Raw genomic sequence first — 15828 nt, forward strand, 5'->3', positions numbered from 1 at the left:
TGCAGACCCTGGCTCCGAAGCGTGCTCCGAGTTACCGTGGCCCGCGCTGTCGGCCGTTGCGACGCTCGGTTGGACGATCTCGGCTGCTTCCGATGCGTTTGCTGAGGTCGAGGGTAAATCGTGCCCCGAATTGCCGTGCGCCACGACGGCCGGCTCTGTCGCCTGCACTGCCGCTGACACGCTCGCAGTGTCCGCAGCCGCAGCGTGGTTCTCGGCGCCCTTGCCGACGCCGTTGCCCGGTGCGGAATCAGCTTCAGCCGACTCCGTGGCTGCAGCCTTTGCAGACCCTGGCTCCGAAGCGTGCTCCGAGTTACCGTGGCCCGCGCTGTCGGCCGTTGCGACGCTCGGTTGGACGATCCCGGCTGCTTCCGATGCGTTTGCTGAGGTCGAGGGTAAATCGTGCCCCGAATTGCCGTGCGCCACGACGGCCGGCTCTGTCGCCTGCACTGCCGCTGACACGCTCGCAGTGTCCGCAGCCGCAGCGTGGTTCTCGGCGCCCTTGCCGACGCCGTTGCCCGGTGCGGAATCAGCTTCAGTCGACTCCGTGGCTGCAGCCTGTGCAGACCCTGGTTCCGAAGCGTGCTCCGAGTTACCGTGGCCCGCGCTACCGGCCGTTGCGACGTCCGGTTCGACGATCTCGGCTGCTTCCGATGCATTTGCCGCGTGCGCGGAGTTGCCGTGTTCCACGCCGCCTGCTTCCGCCTGCTTCGCTGACCCTGGCGAAGCCTCCGCAGCCGCAGCGTGGTTCTCGGCGCCTTTGCCGACACCGTTGCCCGGTGCGGAGTCAGCTTCAGTCGACTCCGTGGCTGCAGTCCTTGCAAACCCCGGCTCCGAAGCGTGCTCCGAGTTACCGTGGCTCGCGGTGTCGGCCGCTGCGACGCTCTCGGCTGCTTCCGATGCGCTTGCCGCGTGCGCGGAGTTGCCGTGTTCCACGCCGCCCGCTTCCGCCTGCTTCGCTGACCCTGGCGAAGCCTCCGCAGCCGCAGCGTGTTCGGCGCCATTGCCGACACCGTTGCCCGGTGCGGAGTCAGCTTCAGTCGACTCCGTGGCTGCCGCCTTTGCAGACCCCGGCTCCGAAGCGTGCTCCGAGTTACCGTGGCTCGCGCTGTCGGCCGCTGCGACGCTCTCGGCTGCTTCCGATGTGTTTGCCGCGTGCGCGGAGTTGCCGTGTTCCACGCCGCCTGTTTCCGCCTGCTTCGCTGACCCTGGCGAAGCGTCCGCAGCCGCAGCGTGGTTCTCGGCGCCTTTGCCGACGCCGTTGCCCGGTTTGGAGTCAGCTTCGGTCGACTCCGTGGCTGCAGCCTTTGCAGACCCTGGCTCCGAAGCGTGCTCCGAGTTACCGTGGCTCGCGCTGTCGGCCGCTGCGACGCTCTCGGCTGCTTCCGATGCGTTTGCCGCGTGCGCGGAGTTGCCGTGCTCCACGCCGCCCGCTTCTGCCTTCTTCGCTAACCCTGGCGAATCGTCCGCGGCCTCAGCGCGATGCTCGGCCCCATTTCCGGCGCCGTTGCCCGGTGCGGAGTCGGCTTCAGCCGACTCCGTGGCTGCAGCCTTTGCAGACCCTGGCTCCGAAGCGTGCTCCGAGTTGCCGGGGCCCGCGCTGTCGGCCGATATGACGCCCGGTTGGACGATATAGTTCTGCCCAGTCGGCGAAACGCCGGTGGCCGCATTGACCGGCTCACTCTTCGACGTGAGATTTTCAACAGCCGTGGCCGCCGCGCTATGAGCAAGTTCGATCGACGATACGTGAGCCGACACGCCAGAGGCGCCGTCGCTCTCGTCTGTGGCATTCGCCGAATCGTCCGTGGAAGTTCTGCCCCTCGTCGACGCCCCTAAGCCGGTCCGAGTCTGCCCGAATTGGAACCCGAAGCCGTCGTCGGACAGAACGCTCCAAACTCCAGCCGTCCCCAGTGTGCTCTCGCTCGCCGCGCCCATGGCATGGACTTTGTCCGTGCTCAGAGCAGTCTCATCGAGTGCGGTCGCCGATTTCAGCGCTTCTTCGAGTTGCTCCAGGGTGATCGCGACAGCCGCGGCTTCCGGCTGGGAGGCGGCATCCGACTCCGCAATGGATACAATCCCCTGCAGATGGACTTCCAGCAGGCCGCGATCCCCGATATCGAGAACATGATCGGTCGGATTCACGTAGACGATCGTCTCATTGCTTGCGGCGTTGTAGATCCAGGCAAGGGTATGTGGCGGTATGGACTTGATTGCTGCCGTCATTTGCAGCCAGGCAAGCACTCCGAAAGCCGCAAGATTGATCCTGCTCGCCCCGGATGCGAAATCGAAGCCAGACTGGGAAGAGGTCGAAACGGAATCGATCGAGGAACGATGAACAACGTTTTCATCAACGTTGCCGCCCGCCAGTTGATCGCTGCCATCTCCGGCAATACTGGCGTCGTGTCCAGGGTCCACCAAGCCGGGGGTTTTTTGGAGGTTGTCACCCGCGGCGCCATCCACAGTGCCGTGGCTCATCTGGCTCCGAGCGCCTTCTTCAGCGACGCTTTGGTTTCCAGTGGTCACAAGCGCGGAAGCCAGGCCGGCATCGTGCGCAAGGAAACCCGGGGCTGAGCTGTCGACATGATGAGCGTCAGCATTGGCGATCGCGGCCAGTTTTGTGGCCGCATTCTCTCCAGTGACGGCCAGGAGACTGTCGATCGGCGCTTTACCCGCCTCATGCGCCTGTGCGGCGATATGGGGGTCGTGCAGTGCGTAGATCAACGCACCGGCGACAGTGGCGAAGGTGCCATACCCTCCGTGAACCGATATCGGATTGGAAGCAAGCCGCGGGAGTTGATGTTCCGGGATCGGGTCACCTCCGATCTGTGGGTCGCTGGTTCCTCGCAGGAAAAGCGAGGGAAGATTGGGCGTGCTCGATCCAACAGGACCGTAGTCTTTCCACGGTTTCGGGCCTGCGGATTGCTCGGCCGCGCGCAACGCTTCCATTGCCGCCGCCGGGTTCGCGACTTGACCCATCTTGGCAAAGAAGTCTCTCAGTGTGGGCGGAGGCGTCTCGCCGGATTCCGAGACGATGAGGTGTCGGAGAATGGCTTTTTTCCAGGGCTCATAACCGGCGTGCTCGCCCGCGTGGCCGAAGCTGTTGTCATTCGGAAGCATTGCGTTCGCTTCCGAGGCCTTGAGTTCGTCCGCAACTACGAGCGCCAAAAGGGCCAGCGAGAGCGTGCTGAAGGCGGAGGTGCGCTGCAACAATGCGATGGTCGCGAGCACCGTCCTGTTGGTGATCTCAAGCTTCTGAAAGATATTGTACAGGTGGACTTTGACTGTCCCTTGGGAAACGTTGAGCTGGCGCGCGATCTCCTTGTTCGACATTCCTTCCGACACCAGTCGTGCTATTTGACGTTCCCGGCCCGTCAATAGCTCCAGCATCTTTTCAATTTTGCCGCCGCCGTCAGCGTCCTTGCCGATTGGCCAGAGATCGGACCGCTCCAGCGACACACCGCGCTTCGTCATCAGCCGCAGTGATTGCAGCATGGTGTCGGGCGAGGCGTACTTCGAAATTACGCTGCAGGCGCCGGCAGCAATGGCTGCAGTCAGATCGTGGTCGGTGTCGGACTCGGTAAAGAACACCAGGCGCGTGGGAAGCTTCTCGGCTTTCACGATCGCGAGGAGCTCGGATACCGTCAGATCCGGCAGGGTGTCAGCAAGAAGCGCGACGTCGGGTATCAAATTCCGAATTGCCTCGAGGCAGCCCGTCCCGTCGCTGGACGAGGCGACGACGTCGAAGTCCTGCTGTGCCCCGAATACCGACTTCAGCCCCTGCAGGACGATCGGTTGTCGATCCACGATCACAAGCCGGATGCGTGCGGTTATCCCCTGCTTCGCAGTCACGTCTAACATGGACTTTGCCTCGGCCCGGCGATCTATGTCCTTCGGCATATGGCCGGGGGCCGGGTCAGGGTATTAAATTACAATTAATCGTTTGGAGAAAGAGGCTTAGCGGGGTTAACCCGACCTAAAATTGCAGGATTTGACGGTATGCAGGTAGGAATTGTCTCCTTTGACCCGATGGGCGTCGCTGTTGACTGGCTCGATGCCTACCGCGCGGGCGATATCGAAGCGCTCTTGGACATGCACGCCGACGATGCCGTGGTTCACTGCGGCTGCGGCGGCGGCAAAACCATTACCGGCCGCGAGGCACTTCGCGCCTATTGGGTCGATCGCCTCCGGGAGTATCCGGCGAGCTCGCTGGACGATCTCAATCCCTGGCACAACGACGGGACCATTCTCTCTTACGTCACGAGTGCTGGCGTCATGAGCGCGCTTTTTGCGTTTGACGAGGTGGGCAGGATCAAGGAGCTGGACTGCAGTCCACCCCACTAGACCCGCGGCGTGATCCAAACCGGCAGCGGGACACGCGCAGGTTGACTACACGACCTGCCTCGCAGCCGCCGAGATCATCACCAGCCCGCCGGTGACGACGGCAACATCGAGGATCGCGGTGTGGATGTGCACCGGCATCCGCTCGACGAAGGCTTTTGCCAGGAACGCGCCGGGGATCGCAATCCCGCCGATCAGCAGCGCAAAGGCGAGCACCTGTGCCGTCACCACGCCGGCAAGACCGAACACCGAGATCTTGATGAGGCCGGTGCCGAGCGAGATCATCGCGTCGGTCGCGATCACGGCGGCGCCTTCGAGGCCCGCGGCCATCAGCAGCGAGAGCAGGATCACGCCGGAGCCCGACGTGCCGCCGACCAGCACGCCGTAGCCGACCGAGCCTGCGGCAAGACCGGCGTCTCCGATCCTGACCTGGCGACGGCGCAGCACGCGGCGCAGCGGCACGCTCAGGATCAGCATGGTGCCGATCACAAGCGCGGCGCCGGCATTGGTGAGGCGCGTATAGCCGTAGGCGCCGAGCGCAGTCGTCAGCGCCGCGCAGGCGAGCACGATCAGCGCCCGGCGGCGATCGGCATGGCGCAGATAGGCGACCGCGCGGCTCGCATTGGTGAAGATGGCGGAGATCGCGATGATCGGCACCACCGGTTCGGCGCCGACCAGCGGCACCAGCACCAGCGGCATCAGCGCCCCGGTGCCGTAGCCGGCGAGACCACCGATAACGGACGCAAACAACGCCATCAACGCGACCAGCAGGAGCTGGAAAATCGAGATGTCGGCGAAGCCCGAGACGATGGTCACGTTCTCTCATCGCGGCCGATGCGGGCCGCTGCTTGATCGGCGATGGAAGCGAGTGCGGCTTCCTCTAGGGGAAAATCCGCCGCAAGCCAAGCGTCCTCGGCCAGCGTCAACACATGCCCGAGCGCGGGTCCTTCCGCCAGGCCGCGCGCGATGAAGTCGGCGGCGCGGAGCGGAAATTTCGGCGCGGTCCAGCGCTGCGGCAGCTCGGCGAGCGCACGCCATCGCGGCGAGCCGACGTCGGCGCCGCCTCTCGCCCAGCTCAGCAACACACGATCGTGATAGCGCTCGGGGCCAAGCCGGTAGAGCAACCGCCGCGCATTGGCCTCGTCCTTGGCGGCGAAACGCCACCAGCGATGTCCCATCGAATCCAGCGCCTTGGTTTCCGCATTGGAGAGCCTCAGGCGCGTGGCGACGCGCTTGGCATCTTCGGTCACGGCGACCGTCAGCGCGGCGAGCCGCCGCGTGCTGCTTGCGGGCAGGCCGAGCTCGCGCTCGATCGCGATCATCGCCGCCAGCGGCCCGGTATAGGCGACGCCGCCGGTCAGCGCCTGCAGCAATCCGCCATCCGCCATGGCGAGCGCGGCGTCGGACGCACCGTGAGCGACCAGCAGCTTCAGCATCTCCATGCGCAGCCGCTCGGCCGACAGGCTGGCCAGGCCGGCGCGGCCGCGGATGCAGGCGAGATAGCCGTCGCGGTCTGGATCGCCGGCGCCGAACGCGGCGTGGATGCGGAAGAAGCGCAGGATGCGAAGATAGTCCTCGGCGATGCGCCGATCGGGGTCGCCGATGAAGCGCACGCGCCGCGCGGCGGCATCGGCGATGCCGCCGACATGGTCGTACACGATACCCGTTGCGCCGGCCGACAGGCCGTTCATGGTGAAGTCGCGCCGCTCGGCGTCCTTCACCCAGTCGCGGCCGAACGCGACCTTGGCCTTGCGGCCGAAGGTTTCGGTATCCTCGCGCAGCGTCGTGACCTCAAAGGGCTTGCCGTCGATGACCAGCGTGATCGTGCCGTGGTCGATGCCGGTCGGCACGCTCTTGATGCCGGCAGCCCTGGCGCGCCGCATCACCTCGTCCGGCAGCGCCGTGGTCGCGATGTCGATGTCACCGGGCACCAGACCGAGCAGCGCGTTGCGCACGGCGCCGCCGACCACCCGCGCCTCCTCGCCATCCGCATTGAGCAATTGCAGGACACGCGCGGTCCCGCCTGAGATCAGCCAGGGCGCATCGGCGAGTAACGGCTCCGCGCTCATCGTCCGGCCCTTATTTTTCCCTGCCCGGCACCAGCTTGCCGTTCTCGATATGGGCTGGAATGTAAGTCGAGTCCGGCGCCGCGCCGGAGAAATGCGCAAAGCCGATCAGTCCCGCGATCACCAGCACGAGCGCCGCCAGCATGAGGCGCGCGACGATGGTGATCGGCCAGGAGGATTGCACGAACAGGCCGGAACGGGTCGCGGCCAGGAACAGCGCATAGACGGCAAAGGGAACGAGGAAAATTCCGATCTCGGTCAGGATCGGCCGGATCATGACGAGTAGATCCGCTCATAAAGCACGCGCAGCATTCCGGCCGTCGCACCCCAGATGTAGCGTTCCGCGAATGGCATCGCATAGTAGGACCGCTCCATGCCGCGGAATTCCTTGCTGTGCACCTGGTGGTTGGCCGGGTTCATCAGGAAGGATAGCGGCACCTCGAACGCATCATCAACCTCGGAATGGTTGATGGTGAGCTCGAAGCCGGGCCGGACCCTTGCGACCGTCGGCAGGATGCGGAAGCCGAAGCCGGTGCCGTAGAGATCGAGATAGCCGATCGGCTCGACGAAGTCGCGCGACAGCCCGACCTCCTCCTCCGCCTCGCGCAGCGCCGCATCGAGCGGCGAGGAATCGGTCGCGTCGATCTTGCCGCCGGGAAAGGCGATCTGGCCGGCATGGTCGTTCAGATGCGCCGACCGCTGCGTCAACAGGATGGTCGGCTCGGGATGGTCGACCACCGCGATCAGGACCGCCGCCGGCCGCACCGGCTGCTCGCGCGCGATGATCTCGAGCATCTTGTCGGTGCCGGGATCGCCCGAAGCCGGAATGATGTTCGGATCGTACAGGCCGGGTGGAACGTCGAAGCCCAATCGCGCCGTGGTGCGCGCGAAGAAATCCGCGGCGCCGATCGCGACGGGCTCGTTCTTCAGGATAGGCTTGTTCAAAGCGCGGCCCTCACCTGCTCTGCGTCGGCCATGGCGAAGAATTCGCCGGCCGATTCGACGCCGAACATCGGCTGGCCATCGACCATCCGCTCCTCGCCCATGTCAACCAGATCGTAGTAGAGCGCGCGGGTGACCTTGGCCCAGAGCTCGGCGCGAACATGCAGGTATGGCGTCAGTCCGCCGTCTTTGGCCTGCTCGAAGCGCAGCCGGTGCGCGGCGTCGCAGGTGACCCAGTCGTCGACATTGGTGCGGAAGCGGAGCACGCGATGGTTGTCCTCGCCCTCCTTCTGCATCTCGACCGCCATGAACGGCGCATCGTCGACGCGAATGCCGACCTTCTCCACGGGCGTGACGAGGAAATGCTTGTCGCCTTCGCGCTTCAGCACCGTCGAGAACAGGCGAACCAGCGCAGGGCGGCCGATTGGCGTCCCCAAATAGAACCAAGTACCATCCGAGGCGATTCGGATATCGAGATCGCCGCAAAACGGCGGATTCCACAGATGCACCGGCGGCAGGCCCTTTTTGGCACCGTCGGCATCGGCAGCGCTTTTGGCGGCGGCAGTCAGCCCTTCGAGACCGCGATCGGCGCTCTGCCCTTGGTTCGCCATGGTTTGCCCTTTGTCATTTGGCACGATTGGTCATTTGGCACGATTGGTGCAGGTTTACGTTGTAGCCGGGTGCACGGTTCCACCCCGCATTAGTCCGGTGTGGAGGTCGCCACTTCGTGATGCCCTACATAACCCCAAGCCGATAAGGTGGGGATAGGTTAATTCAACGAATACATGGCCTTCGTGCAAGTCTAGCATAGGGCCCATGTGATGACTTGTGACGACATGACGATGCAAGCGAGCCGCATGGCAGGCTGAAGGAGCTAACGGATGGCGGAGAGTGTCGAGAAGCTCGAAGACGGAATCGTCCGTTCGGCTGAGCAGGTGTCGAGCCAGATTCGCGCGGCAAAGGAAGCGATCGCATCCGTCATCTTCGGTCAGGATCGTGTGATCGAGAACACGCTCGTCACCATCCTCTCCGGCGGCCATGCGCTGCTGATCGGCGTGCCGGGCCTCGCCAAGACCAAGCTGGTCGAGACGCTCGGCGTCACGCTCGGTCTCGACGCCAAGCGCATCCAGTTCACGCCCGATCTGATGCCGTCAGACATTCTCGGCGCCGAAGTGCTCGACGAGAGCACCACCGGCAAGCGCGCCTTCCGCTTCATCTCCGGCCCCGTGTTCGCGCAGCTCCTGATGGCCGACGAGATCAACCGTGCCAGCCCGCGCACGCAGTCGGCGCTGCTCCAGGCGATGCAGGAGCAGCACATCACCGTCGCCGGCGTGCGTCACGATCTGCCGAAGCCGTTCCACGTGCTAGCCACGCAGAACCCGCTGGAGCAGGAAGGCACCTATCCGCTGCCCGAAGCCCAGCTCGACCGCTTCCTCATGGAGATCGACGTCGATTATCCCGATCGCGACGCCGAACGCCGCATCCTGTTCGAGACCACCGGCGCGGACGAGACGCTGGCGCGGGGATCGATGAGCGCGGATGCGCTGATCACGGCACAGCGCCTGATCCGCCGCCTGCCGGTCGGCGATTCCGTGGTGGAGGCGATCCTGTCGCTGGTCCGTTCGGCCCGTCCGGGAGCGGAGAGCGGCGAAACCGGCAAGTTCATCGCCTGGGGTCCCGGCCCGCGCGCCAGCCAATCGCTGATGCTCGCGGTGCGCGCACGCGCGCTGATCGACGGACGCCTCGCGCCGTCGATCGACGACGTGCTCGATCTCGCCGAGCCCGTGCTGAAGCACCGCATGGCGCTGACCTTCCAGGCGCGCGCCGAAGGCCGCACGATTCCGGACGTGATCCGGCAATTGAAAACACGGATCGGTTGATGGCCGCAGAGAACGGGCACGCAGCGAAGGAGATCATCGCGATCCGACGTGCCGATGGCGAAAGCCGCACGCTCGCCGCTTCGCTGCCGCGCCTGGTGCTCGAGGCCCGCCGTGTTGCCGCCAACGTCATCCACGGCCTGCACGGCCGGCGCCGCGCCGGCTCCGGCGAAAATTTCTGGCAATACCGCCGCTTCGTCTCCGGCGAGCCGTCGCAGAACGTCGACTGGCGGCGCTCGGCCCGTGACGACCATCTCTATGTCCGCGAGCTTGAATGGGAAGCCTCGCACACGGTCTGGATCTGGCCCGACCGCTCGCCCTCGATGGCGTTCGCCTCGAAGACGGCGCGCGAGTCCAAGCTGGAGCGCACCCTGATCGTCGCCTTCGCGCTGGCCGAGCTGCTGGTCTCGGGCGGCGAGCGCGTCGGCATTCCCGGGCTGATGGCGCCGACCGCGAGCCGCAGCGTGATCGACAAGATGGCGCAGGCGATGCTGCATGACGATGCCGAGCGGCCGAGCCTGCCGCCGTCCTTCGTGCCCTCGGCGCTCGCCGAGACGATCGTGCTGTCGGATTTCTGGTCGCCGATCGACGAGATCAGAACGACGCTCGCCGGGCTTTCCGCGTCCGGCGCGCACGGCACGCTGGTGCAGGTCGTCGATCCCGCCGAGGAGTCGTTCCCCTATTCCGGACGCGTCGAGTTCGTCGAGCCCGAAGGGTTCGGCGTGATCACCGCCGGCCGCGCCGAAAGCTGGGCGCAGGATTACACCGCACGGCTGGCGCTGCACCGCGACCAGATCCGCGCCGAGACCTCGAAGCTCGACTGGCTTTTCACGACGCATTCGACCGACCGTTCCGCCGCCGAACTGCTGCTGTTCCTGCATGCCGGCATGCAGGTGAGCAAGTCGGGCGGGCGCACCGCGACGATCAAGGCAGGGCCCGCCGCATGATGGGATTCCCGCTCGCCTTCACCGAACCGCTGCTGCTGATCGGCCTCGTCAGCCTGCCCGTGCTGTGGTGGCTGCTGCGCGTGATGCCGCCGCGGCCGCGCCGCATCGAGTTTCCACCCACGCGCCTGTTGTTCGACATCGCGCCGCGCGAAGAGACGCCCTCGCGGACGCCGTGGTGGCTGACCGCGTTGCGTCTCCTGGCTGCGGCGCTCGTCATTTTCGCCGCCGCCGGTCCGATCTGGAATCCGCAAACGGGCATCGCCTCCAGCAAGGCGCCGCTGATGATCATGTTCGACGACGGCTGGAGCGCGGCCGCGAGCTGGGACGTCAGGATCAGGGCCGCCGACGAGCTGATCGCCAATGCCGACAACGACCGCCGCGCGATCGCGCTGGTGCCGCTGTCCGAGCCGGCCCGCGACATCACCTTGATGCCGGCGGGGGCCGCGCGCGTCGCGCTGCGGCAGCTCACGCCAAAACCCTATTCGATCGACCGCGTCGAGACCCTGACGGCGATCGATCGCTTCCTGAAGGCGACCGGCGACTGCGAGATCGCCTGGCTCTCGGATGGCGTCGACACCGGCCGTGGCGAGGAATTCGTCGCCGGCCTCGGCAAGACCATCGGCGATCGCAGCCTGACCGTGTTCGAGGGCGGGACCTCTTCGCCGCTGGCCCTCGTCGCGGCCGAGAACGCCGCCGCCATGATGACGGTGAAGGTGCTGCGCACCGACAGCGGCATCGCCGTCGGCACCGTGCGCGCGCTGGACCAGAAGGCCTCGCCGATCGGCGAGGCGCGCTTCTCGTTCGGCCCGCAGGACAAGGAAACTGAAGCCGCGTTCGACCTGCCGGTCGAGCTGCGCAACGACATCACCCGGCTGGAGATTGCGGGCGAGCGCTCTGCCGGCGCGGTGCAGCTGCTCGACAAGCGCTGGCGCCGCCGCGCCATCGGCATCGTCTCGGGCTCGACCAGCGAGACCGCGCAGCCGCTGCTGGCGCCGACCTTTTACCTGACCCGCGCGCTGTCGCCGTTCGCCGACGTGCGGCTCGCCGACAAGGGCTCGCCGCAGCAGGGCATCACGCAGTTCCTCGACCAGAAGCTGCCGATGATCATCCTCGCCGATGTCGGCACCATCGCGCCCGAGCTGCGCGAGCGTCTCAATGCCTGGATCGACCAGGGCGGCGTGCTGGTGCGGTTCGCCGGGCCGCGCCTGGCGCAGGCCGAGGACGATCTCGTTCCGGTCAAGCTGCGCAAGGGCGGCCGGACGCTCGGCGGCAGCCTGACCTGGGAGAAGCCGCAACATCTCGCCGCCTTCGCGGCCGACGGTCCGTTTGCCGGCATCGCGGTCCCCAAGGACGTCGCCGTAAGCCGCCAGGTGCTGGCCGAGCCCGACGCCGTGCTCGCCACCAAGAGCTGGGCCTCGCTCGAGGACGGCACGCCGTTGGTGACCGGCGAGCATCGCGGCAAGGGCGTGGTCAGCCTATTCCACGTCAGCGCCGACATGCGCTGGTCGGATCTGCCGATGTCAGGCACCTTCGTCGAAATGCTGCGACGTGTCGTCGACATGTCCGGTTACACCGCGAAGCCCGGCGCTGGTGTCGCGAGCGAAGCGACCGCCGAGACGGTGGCGCCGCTGCACATCCTCGACGGCTTCGGCGCCTTCGGCCCGCCGCCGGCCACCGCAAAGCCGCTGCCCGCGGATTATCGCGACCGCGCCACCCCCGATCATCCGCCGGGCTTCTATGGTCCTGCAGAAGGACCGCTCGCCGTGAACACGCTTGCCGCCGCCGACCGCATCGCAGCCTTGAACACCGCGAGCCTGAACGCCCGGCACGCCACCTACACCAATGCCGAGCCGCGCGACCTGCGCGGCTGGCTGCTGTCGACGGCGCTTGCGCTGTTCCTGGTCGACGCCATCATCGTCGCAGTGCTCGGCGGCGGCCTCGCAGCGCTGCTGCGCCGCCGCGCCGCGCCCGCAACGATCGTTCTGTCCATGGTGCTCGCCGGCCTGTTGTCGTTCGCGCCGACGCCGTCGCGCGCCGACAGCGCCGCGGACGATTTCGCGATGAAGGCGACGTCGCAGACCCGCCTCGCCTATGTCGTGACCGGCAATGCCGACGTCGATTCCATCGTCAAGGCCGGCCTGTCCGGACTGACGCTGTTCCTGGCGCAGCGCACCGCGCTCGAAGCCGGCGATCCCGTCGGCATCGATCCCGCGCGCGACGAGCTCGCCTTCTTCCCGCTGATCTATTGGCCGATCGTGCCCGGCGCGCCCAAGCCGCCGCAGGATGCCATCAACAAGATCGATGCCTACATGAAGCAGGGCGGCACCGTGCTGTTCGACACCCGCGACGCGATCGAGGCCCCGCCCGGCGCGAACGGCGCCGCGCAGACCCCGGCCATGCAGACGCTGCGCGAGATCCTGTCCTCGCTCGACGTCCCCGAGCTCGAGCCGGTGCCGCGCGAGCACGTGCTGACCAAGACCTTCTATCTGCTCCGCGACTTCCCCGGCCGCTTCACCACCGGGCAGACCTGGGTCGAGACCTTGCCGCGCGAAGAGGACGATGACAGCGCACAGCGGCCGGCGCGCGGCGGCGACGGCGTCTCGCCCATCATCATCACCTCGAACGATCTTGCCGGGGCCTGGGCCGTGCGGCCCGATGGCCAGGCCATGCTGCCGGTGACCGGCGGCGACCCCCGCCAGCGCGAATTCGCCTACCGTGCCGGCGCCAACATCGTGATGTACACGCTGACCGGCAACTACAAGGCCGACCAGGTGCACGCGCCGGCCCTGATCGAACGTCTGGGGCAATGAGCATGATCCGGAAAAGTGGAAGCCGGTTTTCCCTCGCGACAAACGCGGAACGCGTTTGCGCGGAGATCGCGCTCACAGCTAGTAGAAGCACAATATGAATTACGGCATCGCGTTCACGCCGCTCGTTCCAGCGATCGTCCTGTGGCTCGCACTGGCCGCGATCGTCGTCATCGCGCTCGTGCTGCTGCTTGCGCGTGCCCGCGGCGCTGCCGTGCGCGTCGCCGCGCTGGTGCTGTTCCTGCTGGCGCTCGCCAATCCCTCCTTCACCCGCGAGGACCGCGATCCCCTCACCTCGGTCGCCGCCGTCGTCGTCGACAAGAGCCCGAGCCAGAATTTCGGCAATCGCACCCGCGAGGCCGCAGCTGCGCAGGAAGCGCTGGTCGACAGCCTGAAGAAGATCAAGGGGCTCGAGGTCCGCGTCGTCGACGCCGGACAGGCCGACGGCGAGACCGACGGCACGAAGCTGTTCGGCGCGCTGGCCTCGGCGCTGTCGGACGTGCCGGTCGACCGCGTCGCCGGCGCTTTCCTGATCACCGACGGCCGTGTCCACGACATCCCGGCGAACGCCGCGGCGCTCGGCTTCCAGGCGCCGGTGCACGCGCTGATCACCGGGCAGAAGGACGAGCGCGATCGCCGCATTGCGATCACGGCCGCGCCGCGTTTCGGCATCGTCGGCCAGAGTCAGACCATCAGCTATCGCCTCGACGACCAGGGCGTCAGCGGCGAGCGCGCCAAGGTCACGGTGCGCAGGGACGGCGAAGTGATCAACGAGCGCACGCTCTCGAGCGGCCAGGCCGCCAGCGTCGACGTCGACATCAAGCATGCCGGCCCGAACATCGTCGAGATCGAGGCTTCCCCGCTCGAAAGGGAGCTGACGCCGGTGAACAACCGCGCCGTCGTCGCCATCGACGGCGTGCGTGACAAGCTGCGCGTGCTGCTGGTCTCGGGCGAGCCGCATTCCGGCGAGCGCACCTGGCGCAACCTCTTGAAGTCCGACGCCAGCGTCGACCTCGTGCATTTCACCATTCTGCGTCCGCCGGAGAAGCAGGACGGCACGCCGATCAACGAATTGTCGCTGATCGCGTTTCCGACCCGCGAGCTGTTCCAGCAGAAGATCAACGAATTCCAGCTGATCATCTTCGACCGCTACGCGCGCCAGGGCGTGCTGCCGATTGCCTATTTCGACAACATCGCGCGCTACGTCCGCTCCGGCGGCGCGGTGCTGGTCTCCGCAGGCCCCGACTATGCGTCGAATACCAGCATCTGGCGCACGCCGCTGGATTCGGTACTGCCGGCAGAACCCGTCGGCGTGACAGAAAAGCCGTTCTATGCTCACCTGTCCGACGTCGGCAAACGCCATCCGGTCACGCGCGGCCTCGAAGGCTCCGCCAGCGAGCCGCCGCGCTGGAGCCGGTTCTTCCGCACCGTCGATACGCGCAATGCCGTCAACCCGCCCGTCATGACGGGCGTCGACGGCAAGCCGCTGCTGTTCCTGTCGCGCTTCGGCGAAGGCCGCGTCGCGCTCTTGCTCTCCGATCACATCTGGCTGTGGGCGCGCGGCTATGAGGGCGGCGGGCCGCATCTGGATCTGCTGCGGCGGATGTCGCATTGGCTGATGAAGCAGCCGGATCTCGATGAAGAGGCGCTGCGCCTCCAGGTGCAGGGCAAGGATCTCGTCGTGGTGCGCCAGACCATGGCGGACAGCGTCCAGCCGGTCAGCGTGACCTCGCCGTCGGGCGTGTCGCGCGATCTGACGCTGAACCCGGGCGATCCCGGCGAGTGGCGCGCCAGCCTGCCGGCGAGCGAGCTCGGCCTGTGGCAGGCCACCGACGGCACGCTGAAGGCGCTGATCAATGTCGGCCCGACCAATCCGAAGGAGTTTTCGGAAGTCACCTCCACCATCGAGACCTTGAAGCCGCTGACACAGGCGACCGGCGGCAACGCCGTGCGCGTGGTCGACGGCACCAGTGTCGAGCTGCCGCGCATCCTGCCGGTACGCTCGGCGAGCGTCTTTCATGGTGACGGCTGGATGGGCGTGCGGATGCGCGACGCCAGCGTCGTCAAGGGCGTCGGCGTACTGCCGATCTTCGCCGGCCTGATCGGCCTCTTGCTGCTGCTCGGCGCGTTTGCGGCGACCTGGGTCCGCGAAGGGCGCTAGTTGCCCGAACGACACATCGCGCGGCCACCCACGCGAGATCGTCTGACTTCCGTTGACATGAGCCGATCGTTCCTGCGATGTTACATTATAACATCGCAGGAAGCCGAGAGGCTTGGCGCCTGGCGATGTGGAGTGGCGTTTCCAGATGAAGTGGTTCCGGTCGAATATCAGGCACGGTGCCCGGCTCGCGTTGTTCGCGCTGCTGGTGCAGTTCGCGCTGACGTTCGGCCACAGCCATTGGTTCGCCCAGGCCGCTCCCCTCGCCCAGGCATCGCTCCAGCAGACCGACAGCGCCAAGGGTTCGGCTGCGATCGACCGCGCCGCGGTCCAGAAGCAATCGCCAGGGAGCCACGACCGGGAGCATCCGGGCGACGACAATTGCGCGATCTGCGCACTGGTCGCGATGGCAGGCACCGTTCTGTTCTCGACGCCGCCTCTCCTGGAGCTGCCGCAGGCGATCGAACTGCTCTACCGCACCACCGATGCCGAATTCATCCACCTGAAATCGGCCGGCACGGCGTTCCAGCCCCGCGCCCCTCCCGCGTCCTGACTTTCAACATCGCTTGATCACGCCCGGGCTCGCCGCATGTCGGCGGCTGCCCGGGAGCAGTTGAAGTCGAATTCCGTCGCGCAGCGACGGCAGGCCGCCTCCGATCAACAATCACACATGCGGACGGCGCCTGACTGGAATCA

At 66.5% G+C, this 15828-nt stretch carries 12 protein-coding genes; 6 read left to right on the forward strand and 6 right to left on the reverse strand.

Annotation, left to right across the window (positions count from 1 at the left end; genetic code table 11):
* On the reverse strand, positions 1–3855 hold a 3855-nt coding region (locus JQ572_RS32615), incomplete at its 3' end, for a response regulator transcription factor (RefSeq protein ID WP_211386941.1).
* 138 nt (positions 3856–3993) lie between these two features.
* On the opposite strand from JQ572_RS32615, the gene JQ572_RS32620 reads away from it, so the two are divergent.
* Positions 3994–4338, forward strand: coding sequence for a nuclear transport factor 2 family protein (locus JQ572_RS32620; RefSeq protein ID WP_249129633.1), 345 nt, complete (start codon positions 3994–3996; stop codon positions 4336–4338).
* A 45-nt stretch (positions 4339–4383) separates the two neighbouring features.
* Here the strand turns inward: JQ572_RS32620 and JQ572_RS32625 are convergent, their stop codons facing one another.
* From JQ572_RS32625 to JQ572_RS32645, 5 genes are read right to left on the reverse strand one after another with little or no spacing between them, the layout of a single operon-like run.
* Positions 4384–5151, reverse strand: coding sequence for a sulfite exporter TauE/SafE family protein (locus tag JQ572_RS32625; RefSeq protein WP_211386942.1), 768 nt, complete (start codon positions 5149–5151; stop codon positions 4384–4386).
* Positions 5148–6404 (reverse strand): CCA tRNA nucleotidyltransferase, encoded by a 1257-nt coding sequence (locus JQ572_RS32630; RefSeq protein WP_211386943.1) that lies wholly within the window; start codon positions 6402–6404, stop codon positions 5148–5150. Before JQ572_RS32630 ends, JQ572_RS32625 begins: the two co-directional genes overlap by 4 nt.
* 10 nt (positions 6405–6414) lie before the next feature.
* Positions 6415–6678: a DUF6111 family protein gene (locus JQ572_RS32635; RefSeq protein ID WP_211386944.1), complete on the reverse strand. Its 264-nt coding sequence runs from the start codon at positions 6676–6678 to the stop codon at positions 6415–6417.
* Positions 6675–7346, reverse strand: coding sequence for a CoA pyrophosphatase (locus JQ572_RS32640; RefSeq protein WP_211386945.1), 672 nt, complete (start codon positions 7344–7346; stop codon positions 6675–6677). Before JQ572_RS32640 ends, JQ572_RS32635 begins: the two co-directional genes overlap by 4 nt.
* Entirely contained in the window at positions 7343–7954 is a 612-nt protein-coding gene (locus tag JQ572_RS32645) for a DUF1285 domain-containing protein (RefSeq protein WP_211386946.1), read from the reverse strand. The genes JQ572_RS32640 and JQ572_RS32645 overlap by 4 nt, the downstream gene beginning before the upstream one ends.
* A 270-nt stretch (positions 7955–8224) precedes the next feature.
* On the opposite strand from JQ572_RS32645, the gene JQ572_RS32650 reads away from it, so the two are divergent.
* The 5 genes from JQ572_RS32650 to JQ572_RS32670 all read left to right on the forward strand — a co-directional run bounded on the left by JQ572_RS32650 (position 8225) and on the right by JQ572_RS32670 (position 15685).
* The gene (locus tag JQ572_RS32650) at positions 8225–9223 is read left to right on the forward strand and encodes an AAA family ATPase (protein ID WP_211386947.1); all 999 of its coding nucleotides are present in this window, start codon (positions 8225–8227) and stop codon (positions 9221–9223) included.
* Positions 9223–10167 (forward strand): DUF58 domain-containing protein, encoded by a 945-nt coding sequence (locus JQ572_RS32655; RefSeq protein WP_211386948.1) that lies wholly within the window; start codon positions 9223–9225, stop codon positions 10165–10167. Before JQ572_RS32650 ends, JQ572_RS32655 begins: the two co-directional genes overlap by 1 nt.
* Entirely contained in the window at positions 10164–12977 is a 2814-nt protein-coding gene (locus JQ572_RS32660; protein ID WP_211386949.1) for a DUF4159 domain-containing protein, read from the forward strand. The genes JQ572_RS32655 and JQ572_RS32660 overlap by 4 nt, the downstream gene beginning before the upstream one ends.
* Positions 12978–13071: 94 nt before the next feature.
* On the forward strand, positions 13072–15135 hold the full coding sequence (locus JQ572_RS32665; RefSeq protein WP_211386950.1) for a hypothetical protein: 2064 nt from the start codon (positions 13072–13074) through the stop codon (positions 15133–15135).
* A 145-nt stretch (positions 15136–15280) separates the two neighbouring features.
* Positions 15281–15685, forward strand: coding sequence for a DUF2946 domain-containing protein (locus tag JQ572_RS32670; protein WP_211386951.1), 405 nt, complete (start codon positions 15281–15283; stop codon positions 15683–15685).
* The last annotated feature ends 143 nt before the right edge of the window (positions 15686–15828 follow it).

This window comes from Bradyrhizobium sp. SZCCT0153, from assembly GCF_018129995.1.
GTDB lineage: Bacteria > Pseudomonadota > Alphaproteobacteria > Rhizobiales > Xanthobacteraceae > Bradyrhizobium > Bradyrhizobium japonicum_G.

What these genes read in the sequence shown, in the direction of transcription:
- JQ572_RS32620 (WP_249129633.1), top strand. Translation starts at nt 3,994, where the DNA reads ATGCAGGTAGGAATTGTCTCCTTTGACCCGATGGGCGTCGCTGTTGAC.
- JQ572_RS32630 (WP_211386943.1), bottom strand. Translation starts at nt 6,404, where the DNA reads ATGAGCGCGGAGCCGTTACTCGCCGATGCGCCCTGGCTGATCTCAGGC.
- JQ572_RS32635 (WP_211386944.1), bottom strand. Translation starts at nt 6,678, where the DNA reads ATGATCCGGCCGATCCTGACCGAGATCGGAATTTTCCTCGTTCCCTTT.
- JQ572_RS32645 (WP_211386946.1), bottom strand. Translation starts at nt 7,954, where the DNA reads ATGGCGAACCAAGGGCAGAGCGCCGATCGCGGTCTCGAAGGGCTGACT.
- JQ572_RS32650 (WP_211386947.1), top strand. Translation starts at nt 8,225, where the DNA reads ATGGCGGAGAGTGTCGAGAAGCTCGAAGACGGAATCGTCCGTTCGGCT.
- JQ572_RS32655 (WP_211386948.1), top strand. Translation starts at nt 9,223, where the DNA reads ATGGCCGCAGAGAACGGGCACGCAGCGAAGGAGATCATCGCGATCCGA.
- JQ572_RS32660 (WP_211386949.1), top strand. Translation starts at nt 10,164, where the DNA reads ATGATGGGATTCCCGCTCGCCTTCACCGAACCGCTGCTGCTGATCGGC.
- JQ572_RS32665 (WP_211386950.1), top strand. Translation starts at nt 13,072, where the DNA reads ATGAATTACGGCATCGCGTTCACGCCGCTCGTTCCAGCGATCGTCCTG.
- JQ572_RS32670 (WP_211386951.1), top strand. Translation starts at nt 15,281, where the DNA reads ATGAAGTGGTTCCGGTCGAATATCAGGCACGGTGCCCGGCTCGCGTTG.